Origin of the sequence: Roseovarius sp. S88 (assembly GCF_037023735.1) — a bacterium.
GTDB classification, from domain to species: Bacteria; Pseudomonadota; Alphaproteobacteria; order Rhodobacterales; family Rhodobacteraceae; genus Roseovarius; species Roseovarius phycicola.
In genome coordinates this window covers 210,992-226,539 of record NZ_CP146069.1, presented here as the reverse complement: position 1 = coordinate 226,539, position 15,548 = coordinate 210,992, and the positions used below count along the sequence as shown (strand labels likewise).

The 15,548-nt window shown below is 56.2% G+C and carries 13 protein-coding genes and 1 tRNA gene; 2 read left to right on the top strand and 12 right to left on the bottom strand.

Translation table 11 applies throughout. From position 1 onward, the window contains the following. Window positions 1-103 precede the first annotated feature (103 nt). Complete coding sequence (locus RZ517_RS01090) at window positions 104-487, bottom strand: GFA family protein (RefSeq protein WP_338549649.1); 384 nt, start codon at window positions 485-487, stop codon at window positions 104-106. A 196-nt stretch (window positions 488-683) separates the two neighbouring features. Between RZ517_RS01090 and RZ517_RS01085 the strand changes: the two genes are divergently transcribed. Both RZ517_RS01085 and RZ517_RS01080 read left to right on the top strand, forming a co-directional pair. Beyond that, the gene (locus RZ517_RS01085) at window positions 684-1,169 is read left to right on the top strand and encodes a hypothetical protein (protein WP_338549648.1); all 486 of its coding nucleotides are present in this window, start codon (window positions 684-686) and stop codon (window positions 1,167-1,169) included. A 38-nt stretch (window positions 1,170-1,207) separates the two neighbouring features. Next, window positions 1,208-1,294: transfer RNA gene (locus tag RZ517_RS01080), tRNA-Ser, on the top strand. A 215-nt stretch (window positions 1,295-1,509) separates the two neighbouring features. On the opposite strand, the gene RZ517_RS01075 is transcribed toward RZ517_RS01080, so the two are convergent. From RZ517_RS01075 to RZ517_RS01025, 11 genes are all read right to left on the bottom strand, one after another. Then, the gene (locus tag RZ517_RS01075) at window positions 1,510-1,875 is read right to left on the bottom strand and encodes a hypothetical protein (RefSeq protein ID WP_338549647.1); all 366 of its coding nucleotides are present in this window, start codon (window positions 1,873-1,875) and stop codon (window positions 1,510-1,512) included. An 86-nt stretch (window positions 1,876-1,961) separates the two neighbouring features. Continuing rightward, entirely contained in the window at window positions 1,962-3,269 is a 1,308-nt protein-coding gene (gene hslU, locus RZ517_RS01070) for an ATP-dependent protease ATPase subunit HslU (protein ID WP_338549646.1), read from the bottom strand. A 72-nt stretch (window positions 3,270-3,341) separates the two neighbouring features. Further along, the gene (locus RZ517_RS01065) at window positions 3,342-4,421 is read right to left on the bottom strand and encodes a hypothetical protein (protein WP_338549645.1); all 1,080 of its coding nucleotides are present in this window, start codon (window positions 4,419-4,421) and stop codon (window positions 3,342-3,344) included. A 2-nt stretch (window positions 4,422-4,423) separates the two neighbouring features. Further along, the gene (hslV, locus tag RZ517_RS01060; RefSeq protein ID WP_338549644.1) at window positions 4,424-4,981 is read right to left on the bottom strand and encodes an ATP-dependent protease subunit HslV; all 558 of its coding nucleotides are present in this window, start codon (window positions 4,979-4,981) and stop codon (window positions 4,424-4,426) included. 111 nt (window positions 4,982-5,092) lie between these two features. Then, on the bottom strand, window positions 5,093-5,413 hold the full coding sequence (gene trxA, locus RZ517_RS01055; protein ID WP_338549643.1) for a thioredoxin: 321 nt from the start codon (window positions 5,411-5,413) through the stop codon (window positions 5,093-5,095). Between the two features lie 57 nt (window positions 5,414-5,470). Beyond that, entirely contained in the window at window positions 5,471-8,851 is a 3,381-nt protein-coding gene (addA, locus tag RZ517_RS01050; RefSeq protein ID WP_338549642.1) for a double-strand break repair helicase AddA, read from the bottom strand. Next, window positions 8,851-11,790, bottom strand: coding sequence for a double-strand break repair protein AddB (gene addB / locus RZ517_RS01045; protein ID WP_338549641.1), 2,940 nt, complete (start codon window positions 11,788-11,790; stop codon window positions 8,851-8,853). Before addB ends, addA begins: the two co-directional genes overlap by 1 nt. Next, window positions 11,783-12,469, bottom strand: coding sequence for a nucleotidyltransferase family protein (locus tag RZ517_RS01040; protein ID WP_338549640.1), 687 nt, complete (start codon window positions 12,467-12,469; stop codon window positions 11,783-11,785). The genes addB and RZ517_RS01040 overlap by 8 nt, the downstream gene beginning before the upstream one ends. Next, window positions 12,451-13,470, bottom strand: a complete 1,020-nt coding sequence (locus RZ517_RS01035) for an aminoglycoside phosphotransferase family protein (protein WP_338549639.1) — start codon at window positions 13,468-13,470, stop codon at window positions 12,451-12,453. The genes RZ517_RS01040 and RZ517_RS01035 overlap by 19 nt, the downstream gene beginning before the upstream one ends. Then, window positions 13,463-13,885 carry a tRNA (adenosine(37)-N6)-threonylcarbamoyltransferase complex ATPase subunit type 1 TsaE gene (tsaE, locus tag RZ517_RS01030; RefSeq protein ID WP_338549638.1) on the bottom strand — a complete coding sequence of 141 codons (423 nt, stop codon included), beginning with the start codon at window positions 13,883-13,885 and terminating at the stop codon, window positions 13,463-13,465. Before tsaE ends, RZ517_RS01035 begins: the two co-directional genes overlap by 8 nt. 98 nt (window positions 13,886-13,983) lie before the next feature. Beyond that, window positions 13,984-15,501, bottom strand: coding sequence for a PAS-domain containing protein (locus tag RZ517_RS01025; RefSeq protein WP_338549637.1), 1,518 nt, complete (start codon window positions 15,499-15,501; stop codon window positions 13,984-13,986). Window positions 15,502-15,548 lie beyond the last annotated feature (47 nt).

Below are 15,548 nucleotides of genomic sequence, written 5' to 3'. Positions count from 1 at the left end.
ATTTGGCACATCGGTTTCACGTCGGTATTACGTCGGTATCACGTCGGTGCGGATATCGGTGTTTTCGCGGATTAAGACACCGCGCGGGTCAATCATACCCTGTTTACGATTTGGTGGTGGGATGATCCCGCTCAAAGCACACCGTCCCGTCGATGGGAGGAAGCCACGCCTCTCGCCGACAGGTCCAAAGCTCGTAGGTGGGACAAAACTGATCCGGATCATCCAGCGCCCCTAGATGCAGCTCTACCTCATCGCCGGTTCGGGCAAAAACGGAAGAGCCACAGATGGGGCAGAAATGCCGCCCCTGATACGCGGCCGTCTTGCCCGTGACCGTGACGGCGCGCTTGGGGAAAATCGCGGCCGCATAAAACACCGCGCCATGATGCTTGCGGCAGTTCAGACAATGACACAGCCCCACGCGATCCGGCGCACCCGAGGCGCGAAACCGGACCTTGCCACAAAGACAGCCGCCGGTGGTTTGGGTCATGGTGGGTCTCCCTTGGGGTTTGGGGTGTGGACGGAGCAGGTGAAAATCTGCTCCGTTTTTCTTTTTGGTGTAGACTAGGTCGATGTCGTCATTTCAGCCAAAAATTGCAATAAGGCGAAAATATGGCGAAAATCACCTTGCGACGATTCGACTCACCGATGACTTTCTGATAGCTTTCGGTGAGTAAGGAATCGATATGAACACCACTGAGATCAAATCAGGAACATTCGAAGCGGCAAAAGTGCTGACCGATGAGTTGCGTCAAGTCGAAAGAGAGATGCTGGGAGTCGAAACTAGGCTCAAGAGCTTGCGGGAGAAACACGCTAAAATTCGTAGCTCGCTAGAGCCACTTTCGGGACTTTTGAATGAAAACCAGCTTGCCGAGATTGGCTATCGGTCAATAGCAGACTCCAGTAAAGCCCGCGTGCTTGATGCGCGTATGACAGACGGTACCCGGCGTGTAATTGAAAAACTCCGCTCACAACTAGACAAGATATGGAAAGTGGAGGAGCTTCAGAACTTTATAGAAGACAGTGGTTTGGAAGTTTCAGACCGTTACGCCTCAAATACACTTCGAAAACTACATAACCAAGGGCTTTTGATAAAGGTTGGTCGAGGTTTGTATCGAGCAAATGATCAGCTTCTTGCAATCGAAGGTCTGGAGGAGAGCGACTATGAATAAAAAGCCCCCGACAGTGCGGCAACACAGTCGAGGGCAGGGCCCATGTGGCGAAACTGGTAAACGCAGCTGATTGGAAATCAGCTTCCGGACTAGGATTGCGGGTTCGAGTCCCGCCGTGGGCACCATTTTAGCAGATAGGGAGAAATCCCTATCTGTTTTTTTCATTATAGTACGCACTCTGCAAAAATGCAATTATTAACCCATTGGATTCTATACAGTAATTGAAAAAGAAATTCTGGACTCAATTACAACAACTTAAAGTGCGCTCCTGCTTAGATCCGTGGATTCTATAAACTCTCGGAGTTTAAGAGCTAACTACGACACCAGCCGTGCAGTTAATCTAGTTGAACAAACCGATTGTGGACAGCACTAGAGCGCTGAGGGCAATCCAAGCTGGGATGTAAACAGCGGGGTCTGGTGAACAAACAAACCAGCGCAGTTTCCCAAAGACGTTTGCCTTCGTGACTTGAAATTCAAGCCTTCCTCCTTTTTCAACACCAAGCCGTTTTCGAATATCAAAAGGCATATAGATCGCTGTGGTATCATCATGTCCAAGCATTACGGCAAGAGTAGTCATTCCATTACGGACATTTGTCAGTTTGGCAATTCCGTATCTTGGTATGCTTTCCCTGTAGCTATGATTTAGACGCACCAAAAGACGACCCGCATCGTTTGCGGGCAAACGTTTGACTGGCAAAACTGGCATCGGAAAACTCCTTCAAGTCTAATCGGCCCACCTGCTTGGAGCAAATGGGTCCATATTTGTTTTTCACTTTAGTTTTTCAGGAGGTATTACAAAACATACCGCGACAAATCCGCGGACTTCATCAGCTCGCCGAGGTTGGCCTCGACAAAGCTTGCATCGACCACGATCTCATCGCCTGATCTATCCGGGGCGGTGAAGCTAAGCTCCTCAAACACGCGTTCCATTACCGTATAAAGCCGCCGCGCGCCGATGTTCTCGACCGTCTGGTTGACCTCGGCGGCGATGCGGGCGAGGGCGGCGATGCCGTCTTCTGTGAACTCGACCTTGACCTCTTCTGTCCCCATGAGCGCGGTGTATTGCCGGGTGAGGGCATTGTCCGTCTCGGTCAGGATGCGCACGAAATCTTCCTCGGTCAGCGCGCGCAACTCAACACGAATGGGCAGGCGACCCTGCAGTTCTGGCAGCAGGTCCGACGGCTTGGCGATGTGAAACGCGCCGCTGGCGATGAAGAGGATATGGTCGGTTTTGACGGGGCCATATTTGGTCGACACGGTCGTGCCCTCAATGAGCGGGAGCAGGTCGCGCTGCACGCCCTCACGGCTGACATCGGCACCGCGGGCATCGGCGCGGGCGCAGACCTTGTCGATCTCATCGAGGAACACGATGCCGTTCTGTTCGACCGCGTCCATGGCGGCGCGATTGACGGTTTCATCGTCGAGAAGCTTGTCGGCCTCTTCCCCGATGAGGATCTCATAGCTTTCGGCGACGGTCAGTTTGCGGCGCACGGTGCGCCCGCCAAAGGCCTTGCCGAAGATATCGCCGAGATTCATCATACCCATCTGTGACCCTGGCTGACCGGGGATGTCCATCATGCCCATGGGGTTGGAGGTGTCGGCGAGGTCGAGTTCAATCTCGGTGTCGTCCAGCTCTCCATTCTTGAGCTTTTTGCGGAACATGTCACGGGTGGCTTCGCGGGCGTCGGTGCCGGCGATGGCCTCAATCACGCGATCTTCGGCCTGTTGATGGGCGCGCGCCTTGACGTCGTCGCGCATGTGCTCTCGGGTTTCGATGATGGCGGCGTCGACGAGATCGCGGATGATTTGTTCCACGTCGCGGCCGACATAGCCCACTTCGGTGAATTTGGTGGCCTCAACCTTGATGAACGGCGCGCGGGCGAGTTTGGCGAGGCGGCGGGAGATTTCGGTTTTGCCGACGCCGGTGGGGCCGATCATGAGGATGTTCTTGGGGTACACTTCCTCTCGCAGGTCATCGGCGAGCTGCTTGCGCCGCCAGCGATTGCGCAGGGCCACGGCGGTGGCACGCTTGGCGTCTTTCTGGCCGATGATGAAGCGGTCGAGCTCGGATACGATTTCGCGGGGCGTGAGGTCAGTCATGGTGTGTCCTGTGCTGTCAACAGGGCGAACCTAAGCATGGGAGGGCAAAAGGCAAGCGCCGCATAGTAGGTGTTATTCCGTATCCTGGGTCGGATTGTCATGAGGCGGAAGGCGGTTTTTGCCTGGGAAATTCGGCAAGCTGCGCATGAGCGAAATGCGCAGGTTGGTCCAGAATGTGCCCAAAGCGGTTACGATTGCTCCGAGGACCAGCATCAGGATTGGAATGGACAGATCACCATCGCCTTGCTGCATGGCCCATAACAGGAGCGCGGCGAGATAGCCCAGCCCAGCAGTTAGAAAAGAGCGGCGGTCGATGATCAGAGCGAAGATCGTGACCAGCACCAATCCGATGATCGTCAGGAAGACGCCCAAGGCACCCGGAACATTGTAGGCAGTCATCATGATGGTGTTCACCAGGGCAGGGGCAGCCAGAAGGTGCAGCCAGAACGCCGAACGTGCCATGCGGCCCACCCGGTGCGGATCGCGCATGTCAAACCAAAGCCCCGCGACAAAGGCCAACAGGCCAAAGATCAAGGTGCCCAGCGCAAGCCCGCTGCCATCCCGCAGGTCAAAGATTGTGTCCCAATCCGAGGTAAAGAAGTCACCAACTGTGAAGGTTCCTGTGATGCCAAAGACCACGGAAAGCCCGTAGAGACCCACAATGAACATCGAAAAAGGCACGCGGAATGTACGGTAATGCAGAAGCATCGCGCCGATGCCCAAAATACCAAAGAGCGAAATGACCCATCCCTGATCATTCGGCAGGCCGATCACATCGAGCATCCAACCGAAGAACCCGGAAATGCCCATGCTGAAGCCTGAGACCAGCACGATGGACGGCAGGCTCATGCGGCGTTTGAGCGTGAAATACGTGCCCGCGAGCCAGCACAGCCCGGCAAGCCCAAGCGTGATCGCAACGACACCGCCGATGGAGGCGGCAAAGGCAATGGCACTTGAGATGAGAAGGATCAGACCGATCGAAATGAATATCTCGGCAAAGCCGCGAAACAGCTCAAACGGTTCATCCTCGGCCAGGCCTTTGGCCAGACGCCCGGCACGTTGATGGGCGAGCGATCCGAGACGTGCGGCCTGTGCCTCGTCGATGATACCCGCCGCCGTGGCAGCGCGCAGGTCGTCCTCGTTGATCTGCATGATCAGTCTTTCCCGATCGTCTCAATCGTCAGGTTGCCATTTGTGTAGACACAGATGTCTGCGGCGATGGCCATGGCATCGCGCGCCACCTCTTCGGCAGATTTTTTGCTATCCATCATGCCGCGCGCGGCGGCCAGGGCGTAGTTGCCGCCCGAGCCGATGGCGGTCACGTCATGTTCGGGTTCCAGAACATCACCGGCGCCCGTGATGACGTAAAGCTCGGCCCCATCCGATACGATCAGCATCGCCTCAAGCTTTTGCAGGTATTTGTCGGTGCGCCAGTCCTTGGCCAATTCGACACTGGCGCGTTGGAGTTGACCCGGCGTGGCCTCAAGCTTGGATTCCAGGCGTTCCAGAAGGGTGAACGCGTCAGCAGTGGATCCGGCAAAACCGGCGACCACATCGTATCCACCAGGCGACAAGCGCCGTACCTTGCGCGCGGTTCCTTTGATGACGGTTTGCCCTAGGCTGACCTGTCCATCGCCTGCAATAACCACTTCGCCGCCTTTTTTGACGCCGATGATCGTGGTGCCATGCCAGCCGGGGAATTCGTTGCTCATGTCCGCTCCTGCGTTTTGCTCGTGACTATGGAACCGAGGGGCCGTCAACGCAAGTGAGGCAACGAAAAAGGGCCGCAGGACGCGACCCTTTCGAATACACTCGCGATCGGTTTAGATGGCTTCTTCGATCCAGCTTTGCAATGCGGCCTTGGGGGCGGCACCCGCACGGTTCGAGATCACTTCGCCATCTTTGAAGATGAAGAGCGCCGGTATCCCGCGAACTCCCATTTGCGAGGGTGAATTGGGGTTTTCGTCGACATTGACTTTGACGATCTTCACCTTGCCATCCATCTCGGATGACAGCTCTTCCAGAGCCGGGCCGATCTGCTTGCAGGGGCCGCACCATTCGGCCCAGAAATCGACCACAACCGGAATGTCAGAGTTTTTCACTTCGGCGTCGAAAGTATCGTCGGTGACGGCAACAGTGGCCATGCTTAGTCTCCTCGAGTGTCAGGTTTGACACGAACCTATGTAGGTGTCGCGGGAGCGTCAAGATATATGGGTGTTCTTCACCGCGTCTGTCACAAGATCGTGTGGCAGGTGCATAAGCGTTGCGGTCCGCGTCCAGAGCAGGGCTGTTTCCACCTCACGGTTTGGGTAAATCTGTTGCAAAGCATGGGCATACGCCCCCATTTGGCGCAGCAGGCCGTCAGGGCAGGTTTCGGGTGTCGCAGGCACGGCGGCGTTGGTTTTAAAGTCGACCACCAGAATTTTTTCGTCGGATACAATCAAACGGTCCACGACACCGTGAATGCGGCGGCCCGAAAGCGCCTCGATATTGGCCGAAACGGAGACTTCTGCGAGGCTGTCCTTTGCAAACAAGACGCTCAGGTTTGGGTTGGTGAGCACCTGCGACGCCTCGGCCAAAAGATCGTTGAGCTCTGCGGGCTCGGCCCGGTCTGGTCCGAAAGAGAGCAGGTCTTCGGCGCGGGACTGCCAGTGGTTGGCGGAGGTCGCGGGCAAATGTTCCAGCAGCATGTGAATTTGCCGTCCTCGTCGCTTGGCGGCCACCTCATCTTGCCCCTCCTCTGATGGGAGCGCCTTGGCGCCACCGAGGTCTGACGGTGTCAGAATTTCACTGGATTTCGCAATTTTAGAGACTGTTTCTGAAAAGAAGCCCGGTAGCTCGGGCCTTTCTTTCTCGGAACATGCCGCGCCTTTAGACACGTCCACCGTCCATCGCCCATCCTCAAGCCGAAGGCCTGTGCCGTTCATGAACTCATAGGGGTGAGCCGAGGCAGACAGCAGCCCAGCTTTGACCTTGCTGTACCAATCCCGGCCGTCTTTATCGAGCTCCCCTGACGCGGCGACAATGAGCCATTGTTCAGCGCGGGTCATGGCAACATAAAGCAGCCGATCACGTTCTGCGTTTTGGGCCGCGCGTTCTTCTTCCCGGGCGTCGCGCAGCCGCATAGGAAGATCATCGGTGGCCGGGCGCCAAAGCGGCGTGCCGTGAGGCACGACAATGTGCGAGTGAAGACGAACATCGCGCTTGGCACAATCCGGCAGAATGACAATCGGGGCTTCCAGACCTTTGGCGCCATGCACGGTCATCACGCGAATGCGGTCGCCCGTTGTGTCCATCTGGCGTTTGATTTCGAGCTTGTCCGCCTCCATCCAGACAAGAAAGCCTGTCAGGCTGTCGACAGATTGGGTCTCAAACGACATGGCGAGACCCAAGAGCGCGTCGATGCCGTCCTCTGCCTCCTGGCCCAGGCGGGACAACAGCAGGTGTCGACCGTTGTGGCGCGTGAGGCAGCGTTCCAAAAGATCATAGGGGCGCAGGAAGTCGGCCTTGTCTCGCAGATCGTCAAGAATCGAGACTGTTTCTGCGAAATTCGCTTTGCGATCGCGCAATTCGGCCCAGAGATATTTCTGCTTTCGTGCATGGGCGAGATCGAACAGCTGCGCCTCGCTCCAGCCAAAGAGCGGTGAACGCAGGATGGCTGCGAGCGACAGGTCATCTTCTGGTGTGGCGAGGAAAGACAGCAGCGCGAGAAGGTCACGAACAGCCAGTTCCGCGGTGACGCGAAGGCGGTCCGAGCCGGCGACCGGCAGGCCGCGCTGTTTGCACTCGCGAATGATCTCGTGGAAGATTTTTGATCGCCGTTGCACGAGGATCAGGACATCGCCCGCAGTGATCGGGCGTGCCGAAATCCCATCCTTGTCAGGTAAAGGTGTGCCGATCATCGACTGGATCTGATGCGCGATGTCGCGCGCCAATAGGGTGGCGGGATCGTCCTCGGCGAGGACATCGACGGGCATATACCAATCAGGGGTCTGGGTGTCTTTGGGTTTGTCAAAAACAGGCCAAAGATCAACACGCCCCGGCATGTCCGACTTGAAGGATTTATGCGGTTCGCGCTGGGTAAAGCCACTGGTTTCGTATCCGGAAAAGGCGTGATCGACGACCTGCAGGATCGTCCGCGCAGAGCGAAATGAATATTCCATCTCCATGTCCTGCAGCGGGGTGTTCACAGATGCCAGTCGCGCGGCAAAATCCGCCTTCATGCGGTCAAATCCGTCAGGGTCGGCCCCCTGAAAGGAATAGATTGACTGTTTTTTGTCTCCGACAACGAAAATCGTGCGCTGTTTTTCGGCTTGTGCGCCCTGCCCGACAGTGAATTCCGAGGCAAGCCTGTCGATCAGCTCCCATTGTTCGGGGCTGTTGTCCTGTGCCTCATCAATCAGGATATGATCAATCCCGCCGTCGAGTTTGTAGAGCACCCAATCCGCAACCTTGCGGTCTGTCAGAAGATCGCGGGCCTTGAGAATGAGGTCATCGAAATCGAGCAATCCCTGTTGCAGCTTGACCTCTTGGTAGGTCTGCAGGAACACGTTTGCGAAATCGTAGAGCACGGCAGATTTTCGAGCGGTGTCCAACGCCAATAGCATCTGTTTGGCCGCTGCCATGCGATCCATAAAGGCATGGAGTTGATCAATGATCGGGGCGAGCTGTGCAATCGCGTTTTTATGGGTGCTTGGCGGGAAATTGACCGACTTTGACGCCCATTTCAGGTTTGTGCCACTGGAGCTTTTGTAGAGAAACACCTCAAACAAGATCTCCAAATCACCGCGTGTCGGCCTGTCCGTATCAACCCCGGAAAGGCGGTCGGCCAGCGCCGGATAGGTTGCCCCGCCAATGCCGCGCATCAGCCCAAGCATGTGCGACCAAAACGACCCTTCGGTGCCATCAAACGCGATCTCAAGAGCAGATTGTTCTGACGCATCCTCAGGCAGGTTCAGAACCTCATGAATGTCGTCTGTTTTGGAGTGGCGAAACGCGTCGCGGTGTTTTGCGATATTTTGTGTCAGGTCGGCAAAGCTCTCACCAGTGAATTGCTCTGCCAGTGCCTGCAAACTTGCCTTGTTCGGGCCGGCAGCAACGGATTCAATGATCTCTTCGCGCAGCCGCTGATCTGCGCGTTCGTCCATCTCCACAAAATGCGGAGAAATCCCGGCCTCCAGCGGGAAGCGCCGCAAAAGCGACGAGCAAAAAGAGTGGATCGTCTGTATTTTGAGGCCACCTGGTGTTTCAATCGCGATGGCAAAGAGGCGGCGCGCATTTCCTAGTGCTTGGGTCGAAATGGTTCCGTCTATGCCCAGCGCTCCCAGTTCCTGACGAAGTGCCGGGTCGGGCAACATCGACCAGCCACCAAGCCGTTCAAACAGCCGGTTTTGCATCTCGGCGGCCGCTGCCTTGGTGAAGGTGAGGCAAAGTATGTTCTGTGGATCTACGCCCTCAAGCAAAAGGCGCGCAACCCGATCTGTCAGGACTTTTGTCTTGCCCGATCCGGCATTGGCCGAAAGCCAGGTCGAGCACTCGGGTTGCGCCGCGTCGATTTGGCGTTGGGTGGGAAGGTCACGCATCATCCCACCTCTTCCGGATTGGGATCATCGACCTGCTCCCATTCGCCAAAACGCGCGAGATGATCGTAGTCTCCTATTTCATCAGTTTTTTGCACCGCGCGGCGCGAGACAAATCCCTGATCATCCTGCAGGTAGCGCGCAATAAGCTGATTGAGTTTGGACCACGTGTCATTTGGCGGCTCATCTTCCAATGGCGCAGGACTTTGCGCTGGCTTGTTGCCCAGTGCGATGTAGGAGGCTTGCACAACTGGAGCGGGCAGAATTTCTGCAAAACCTGCACGTTCGGCAATAGCAGCTTCGAGCAAAAGCTGCTTGTCGAAATGGAGCTGCTCGGGTTTTGTCGGCGCGGTGCCGGTCTTGTAGTCGTATATGTAGAGCCCGCCATCTGGGCCAATGTCGATCCGATCTGCCTTGGCGGTGAGGGTAAACCCAAGGGCAGGTATATCGGCCGACCCCAGGGTTTCAAAGGCGGTCGGATGTGCCTCGGCACGGCGTTGCACCTCTGTTTCGATAAACCAATCAGTTACTCGATTGATCCTCGCCCGCCACAGAGCCTTGGCTTCTGCCCAATGCACCTTTTCCTCCAACACGCGAGCAGTGATGTCTTGAAGGTATTTTGGCGTGAACAGGTCCGGTGACGATGCCGAATCCCGAATGAACATCTCAAATACCTCATGAAGCACCGTGCCACGCAGAAGCGCATCAGGGACACGCATCAAAGAATTGAGTGGTCTGAGGCGCAGCACATGGCGCGCATATATTGCATAGGGATCGCGGATCAGGCGCTTGATATCCGTCACAGAGAGCTTGCGGGGCCGATACTTGGATGGCGGGCAGGGCGCTGGGCGGCTTGCGAGCGGCGTGTCTTCGGGCTGTTCCAGCTTATTTGCGCGCACGAGCCAGTCCTGCCCACGGGATCGCATATCCTCAAACGCCTGTTGCCCCTCACCCGCAGACAGACCGCAAATCAGGTTTTGCAGACGATTGAGCCACCGTGATGGCACGGTTTGGGCGTCTTCAGACCGGACAGATCGTGTCAACCAGACATCGTGTGCGCAGATCGCCTGTTGGAAGTCGTGTGCCGAAAGGCCGATGCGCCGTTCTGGCAGTGTCAGGCCGACTTGTTTGCGCATTGCGCGGTTAAGCCATGGGTCCTGCGGTGGCATCTCAGGCCAGCTTCCTTCATTCAGGCCAGCAAGGATCAGAAGGTCGGCTCCCTGAACACGGGCCTCCAGAGTGCCCCAAATCAACACCTGCTGATGTGGCGCATCTGCGCTTCGAACGGATTCTTGTGACAAGATAGCGTGGAACAGATGTGCATAGTCAGTGGCATTGAGAGCACCGCTTGCGGAGGCATGTTCTGCTAAATTGGAGACTGTTTTGTGCGTCTCTTCGCCAGCTTCACCATCCCACAAGCGCCCCCGCACATCAGGCGACTGACCTTGTGAAATGGCCTCGGCCAACGCGATGTGACGCGCGATCCGGTCGGACACAAGCTTGGGATTGGAGGATCGATTGTTCAGCAGATTTTCACAAACCCATTCGCCCCAGTTCTGTGCCTGTTCTTCATCTTGCGATATGGCCCAATCGCGCATGATGTCAGGTGAAGGTACTGGGCAGCCCCGTTGCCGGAGATAAAGTTCCAGTTCCCTTGTGTAGCGAAGATGCGGCCCACGGTCCGCACCGCTATGGGTCAAGGGATGCTTGAGCAGGGTGAACAGCTGTTCGGTGGTGGCGGGAGCGCGAAACAGATCGGCGATGTGGCGCATGAACCGTCCCGGCGCGGATTGCTGCAAGGGGATACCAGCACTGTCGTCGGGGACAATATTCCAGCGATCGAGCGCTGCGGTGACCTGCCGTGTCAGGGTGCGGTCGGTTGAGATCATCGCGGCTGTCGCGCCGTCCTCAACCGCCTGGCGCAGGCGCAGAGCAATCGACACTGCCTCAGTTCGTGGGGACGGCGCTTCGAGCAGAGTGATATGCTTCGTCGCGTCCACAATTTCCGCTTCGAGACTCGGGCCATCACGCAGCCATTGATCTGTAACCGGGGCCGGGCGCAGTGCAAGAGAAACCAGTCGATTGCACGCCGGGTTGGCCGGGCGGCATTCTGGCCACCGTAGAACATCCTTGGGGTGCGCACCAAGCCGAGACATGAGGTCTGCAAAACGAAACTGAGGATGATCTTCGACCGCGCCATGCTCGATCAACTGATCCCAGACATCACGAGGTTGGTCAAAATCAAACCCCGGCAAAATAACTTTGCCCATCGGCAAGCGCGCAACGGTTTGCATCAGCAATTGGGTTGGCGCGCGCGACCCGGTGGACCCTGCCAGAATAACCGGGTGATCCGGCGGTGTTTCGTCCCATATCCGCGAGAGACGTTCAATGACCAACCGCTGGCGGCATTCTCGGTCAGGAGGACCGGTATCGAGATCGAAAAAGGGTCTAACAATGCTCAAAAACGTCAATATACGCGCCCAGTGACCGGATTGATCGCTGATATCGATGTGTTCAATATCGGTTGGATGTACTCCCTGGGCCTGCATCTCGTCCATCAAGCCGGCGAGGCTGTCAGCGAGGCTATAAAGATTAGCGCGCGGGGCAAGGTCAGGTTCTGCCTCAAGCAGGCGGTCAACCAGTTGCACCAGTTCCAGGCGTCGCCGCAAGGGCGGCACAGGTTGCGGCACATCCATCAATGCTTGAGTTTCGGCAAAGTCAGCCACCAGGCTTATCCTTGGCAGGAGGCATGGTGGTCCGGAGTCAAAGAGAGCGCGTATCCGGCGCGCCATGCGCCGAGTGTTCACAATCAACTCGACCCGCGCCAAGGCGTCTGGCGGCTGGTCACTGTACTCCTGGCGAAGTGCATTCACCACAGCGGCAGGAAAATCCGCGCCAAGTGGAACGCCGTAAACCTGAAGCGGACGCGGCGTGTCAGCCATCGGCGTGTTCCAAAAATTCCTCGGCCAATTTAATGCCAGAAGGGGATCCAACATCGCACCACTGGCCGGGATATGTGGCCACGGAAAGCTGTTGATCCGACATCAACTGATCCCACACAAGGTTGAGCGAAAAGATGTTGTCGGGGACTACGCTGACCACATCGGTTTTGATGATCTGCAATCCTGTGTAGATCACGCCAGGTCCTCTTTCGGCCCGATTCTGGGGGCCAATTAGGAAATCCCCAGCACCCGCATGCCCGACAGCGTTGGCTTTGGGCACACAGAGCAGAAGGGCATCCATATTCTCGGGGTTCCAGATATCTGCTAGATAAGTGAGCGGATTGGGCCCTCGCCAAACCGCGTCTGTGTTCATTGTAAAAACGGGGTCACGATCTAACAGAGGTAAGGCGGCTTTTAGACCACCTCCTGTGTCGAGAATGTCAGGCTCTTCGCGAGACAAAAGGATGTTGGTATTCGCCAAATGTGCTTCCAGAACCTCGGCCAGGTAGTGCAGATTGCACACAATTTGCGCGGCGTCGTACTCCCGAACCTGATCAAGTGCGTAATCGATCAGTGGGCGACCGGACACCTTAATCAAGGGTTTGGGGCGTGTCGCGGTCAGTGGGCGCATTCGCGTACCAAACCCGGCCGCAAAGAGCATTACGGCGTCCGGGCGCATTTCGCCTCCAATGTGCTGAGCGACCCAGGAGATGGTTCAGGCAGAGCATCCAAGACCAGGCGGTTGAGATGTTCGAGGCCTGGATGTACCAAATCACGCCTGAGAAGGTTCCAAACGCGCGGAATGTAAGGAATGTATCCTGGCTTGCCATCGCGCATGCACAGACGCGCGAACACGCCAATGATCCGCAGGTTTCGCTGAGCGCCCCAAACCGCATAGGCCGTTTTGAACTGATCCGCAATTTGACCTGTGGATGCGATGTAGTGATCAACCATTTGCATTTCGATCTCTGGCGACACATCGCGACGGGCGTCTTGCAGCAAGGAAACCAGGTCATAAGACCGGTGGCCAGCGAGCGCGTCCTGAAAATCCAAAAGCCCGACACGGCGATGACTCGTGCGGTTCGCGAGCCAGAGCAGGTTTTCGGAGTGAAAATCTCTTTGTACCAAAACATCACACTGAGGCGCATGTGCCTTGATCAATCTGGCCATTTCGGCGGCAAGCTGGTCGCGCGACTGGTCATCTTTGGTTTCTGAAACACCAAAGGCGTACCAATCAATTGAGAGTGCGGCAAGTTCAGCGGCATCGGACGCGTCATAGGTTGCCAAATCGGCAGGTGGTCTGTGACGGTGCAGATCCACCAGAAGATCAGTTGCAGACGTGTAGAGTTCAACCTCCATCTCAGGGTGTGAGTCGACAAGCCGCGCAAAAAGGTCATCCCCCAGATCCTCAAGGATCAAAAAGCCGTTCGCGTCATCTTGTGCTACAATGTTCGGAGCGCTGAGGCCGACGTCTTTCAAGTACTTCGCTATCCGCACGAACGGACGAGTATCCTCTCCTTTGGACGGAGGCGCATCCATCAGAACTAGAGGCGGTCCGTCTGAGTGGGTCAGGCGGAAATACCGTCGGTTTGAGGCATCACCTGCAAGATCTGAGCGCGCAACATGCGCCAAATCATTCACCTGAAGAAAGTGGTCAATTTGCGCAGACCGGTCAGTCATGTCCAATCTCATTCGACAGATTATCCCAGCGCGCGGTTTGCCATGTCAGGATCAGGTTTCTTTCGTCGTCATGCGTCCCTGCTAAAAACGCCAGTGACAGAGCCGACACTGGCGCCTGTTCCCCAAGCCGATCTGGCCATTCCACCAGACAAATGGCATCGCCAAAAGCATCCAGCAATCCGAGTTCGATCACATCGGATGAGGTTTCCAAACGATATAGATCCGCGTGCCAGACCTCGCCAAGCTTCGAGTCATAGGTTTGCACAATCGTGAAGGTCGGCGACGGAACATCTTCTGCCACGAGCAAGATGTCAGACAACAGTTCCCGCGCAAAGTAGGTCTTGCCCGCACCGATTTCTCCGATGAGCAACAGCGTGTCGCCAGGTGCTAAATGCGTGGCAATACGTCTGGCCATTGCACCGGTGTCTTGCGGCGAGTGGAGAGTCATTTCTACGGATCGGTTGGCCATGCCCGAACACTACACACCCGCAACGGGCCTGCAAGCGGTGGATGTCAGGCTGTTGCGCTCTGAAGTTCAGGTGGGTGCAGGCGCGTGTTGCCTTTTTCGCTGATCGAGATGTTCATTGAATGGCCAGGCAGCAATTCAATCCGGCACAAATAGTCCTGCCCCTCTGTACACGAAATAACACGCTCAAGCTCGGTGCGGCCCAAAACGGCCTTTTCGCAAGCATCCCAGAACCAAACATGCGGCAGTTTTTGTTCACAGATCGAAAGAAAGTCCCGCAATCCCATTTCCGCAAAAGTGGATTCTGGATCAACACCGAAGAAATCAGAGCACGCACGATTGCACAGGAGGATCGAATTGTTCGGCCCAGTGATGGCAATCGCATGGGGCACGACATCCAGCGCAGCCTGGCGGAGATCAATCTGGCCACGGAACCGACGCGTCAAGGCGACCTCATCAGAAATGTCTTCAAAAAGAAATGCGACCGCGCCGTCAGGGTGCGGTCGACCGGTGATGCGATAGGTCATTCCGTTGGGAAGTGACCAATCGTCTATATAGAGACCTTCACTCGCGCTTTTGATCATCGCGTTCATCTGATTACGCCAGGATCCGTAGTTTTTCGGCTCGGGCAGCATGTTGCTGTCTCGCAATCGATCAAACACTTCTGACAATTGCGGCTGACCTGAGAGAAACGCTGGGTTCAATCCGGTCAGATCCAAAAGAGCAGGATTAAACAGCGCAAGACGTTGGGATTGGTCAAATACGGCAAGACCTGTCGTCAGGTTGGCGAAGGTTTTGGTCAGAGTCTGAATAAATTCGCGCCGTGCCTTTTCGGCCCTCACCACTTGTGTGACATCGTTCACGTACAAAACCTGGAAATCTTCGCGATCCAGATGGTTCAGTTCCAGATATGTTTCAGCCTGACCATGTTGCGCGGGCAGATGCACGCGCTTACCTTTATCAGTGGTGAGAGGCGCACGAACGAGCAGCTCGGCCTGATCTTCTGAAAATGCCATAAAGCTTTGGTTGTACCAGGCAGTTTCATGGACCTTGTCAAAGACACGGATCGCGCAAGGTGTCTCGTTGAGCACTGCCCCAAATCTGGCAACGAATGTTTCCAGTTCACGGGCGCGATGCGCACCGGACGGATCTTGCTCGGACGGATCCTTGAGTTGCACACGCTGCGCATCCTGAAGGCCAGACAGGATCAAGGTCGCGCGATCTTTGTCGTCCAGAGCAGGGAATTCTCGGCTCTCTCCCTCGCTCAAATCATCGAGTCGGGTGGGCAATGGTCCGAACCGCCGCCCCAACCACGACCGAAGATGGCGCCATTCGGACACTTCAACATCATCTGACCAGGGCAGTTTGTGCAACACACAGTCTGAATCCGACAGCTTTTCGTCTCGAAACAGAAAGGTTGCCAGCCGGAGTGGTTCAACATTGGTCCGCACTGCATCAACCCGAAAATTATGCGCAGCTGCGTTGAGATACCAAAGAATGGCAACAACGATAAGACTTGCGCTGAGAATGGCGATAAGCAGCCAAGGCGTGCTGAGGTACTGCATAGTGTCCCCTGCTGTACGGCTTTTGCCCAGATTGCGCCTTTCAGGTT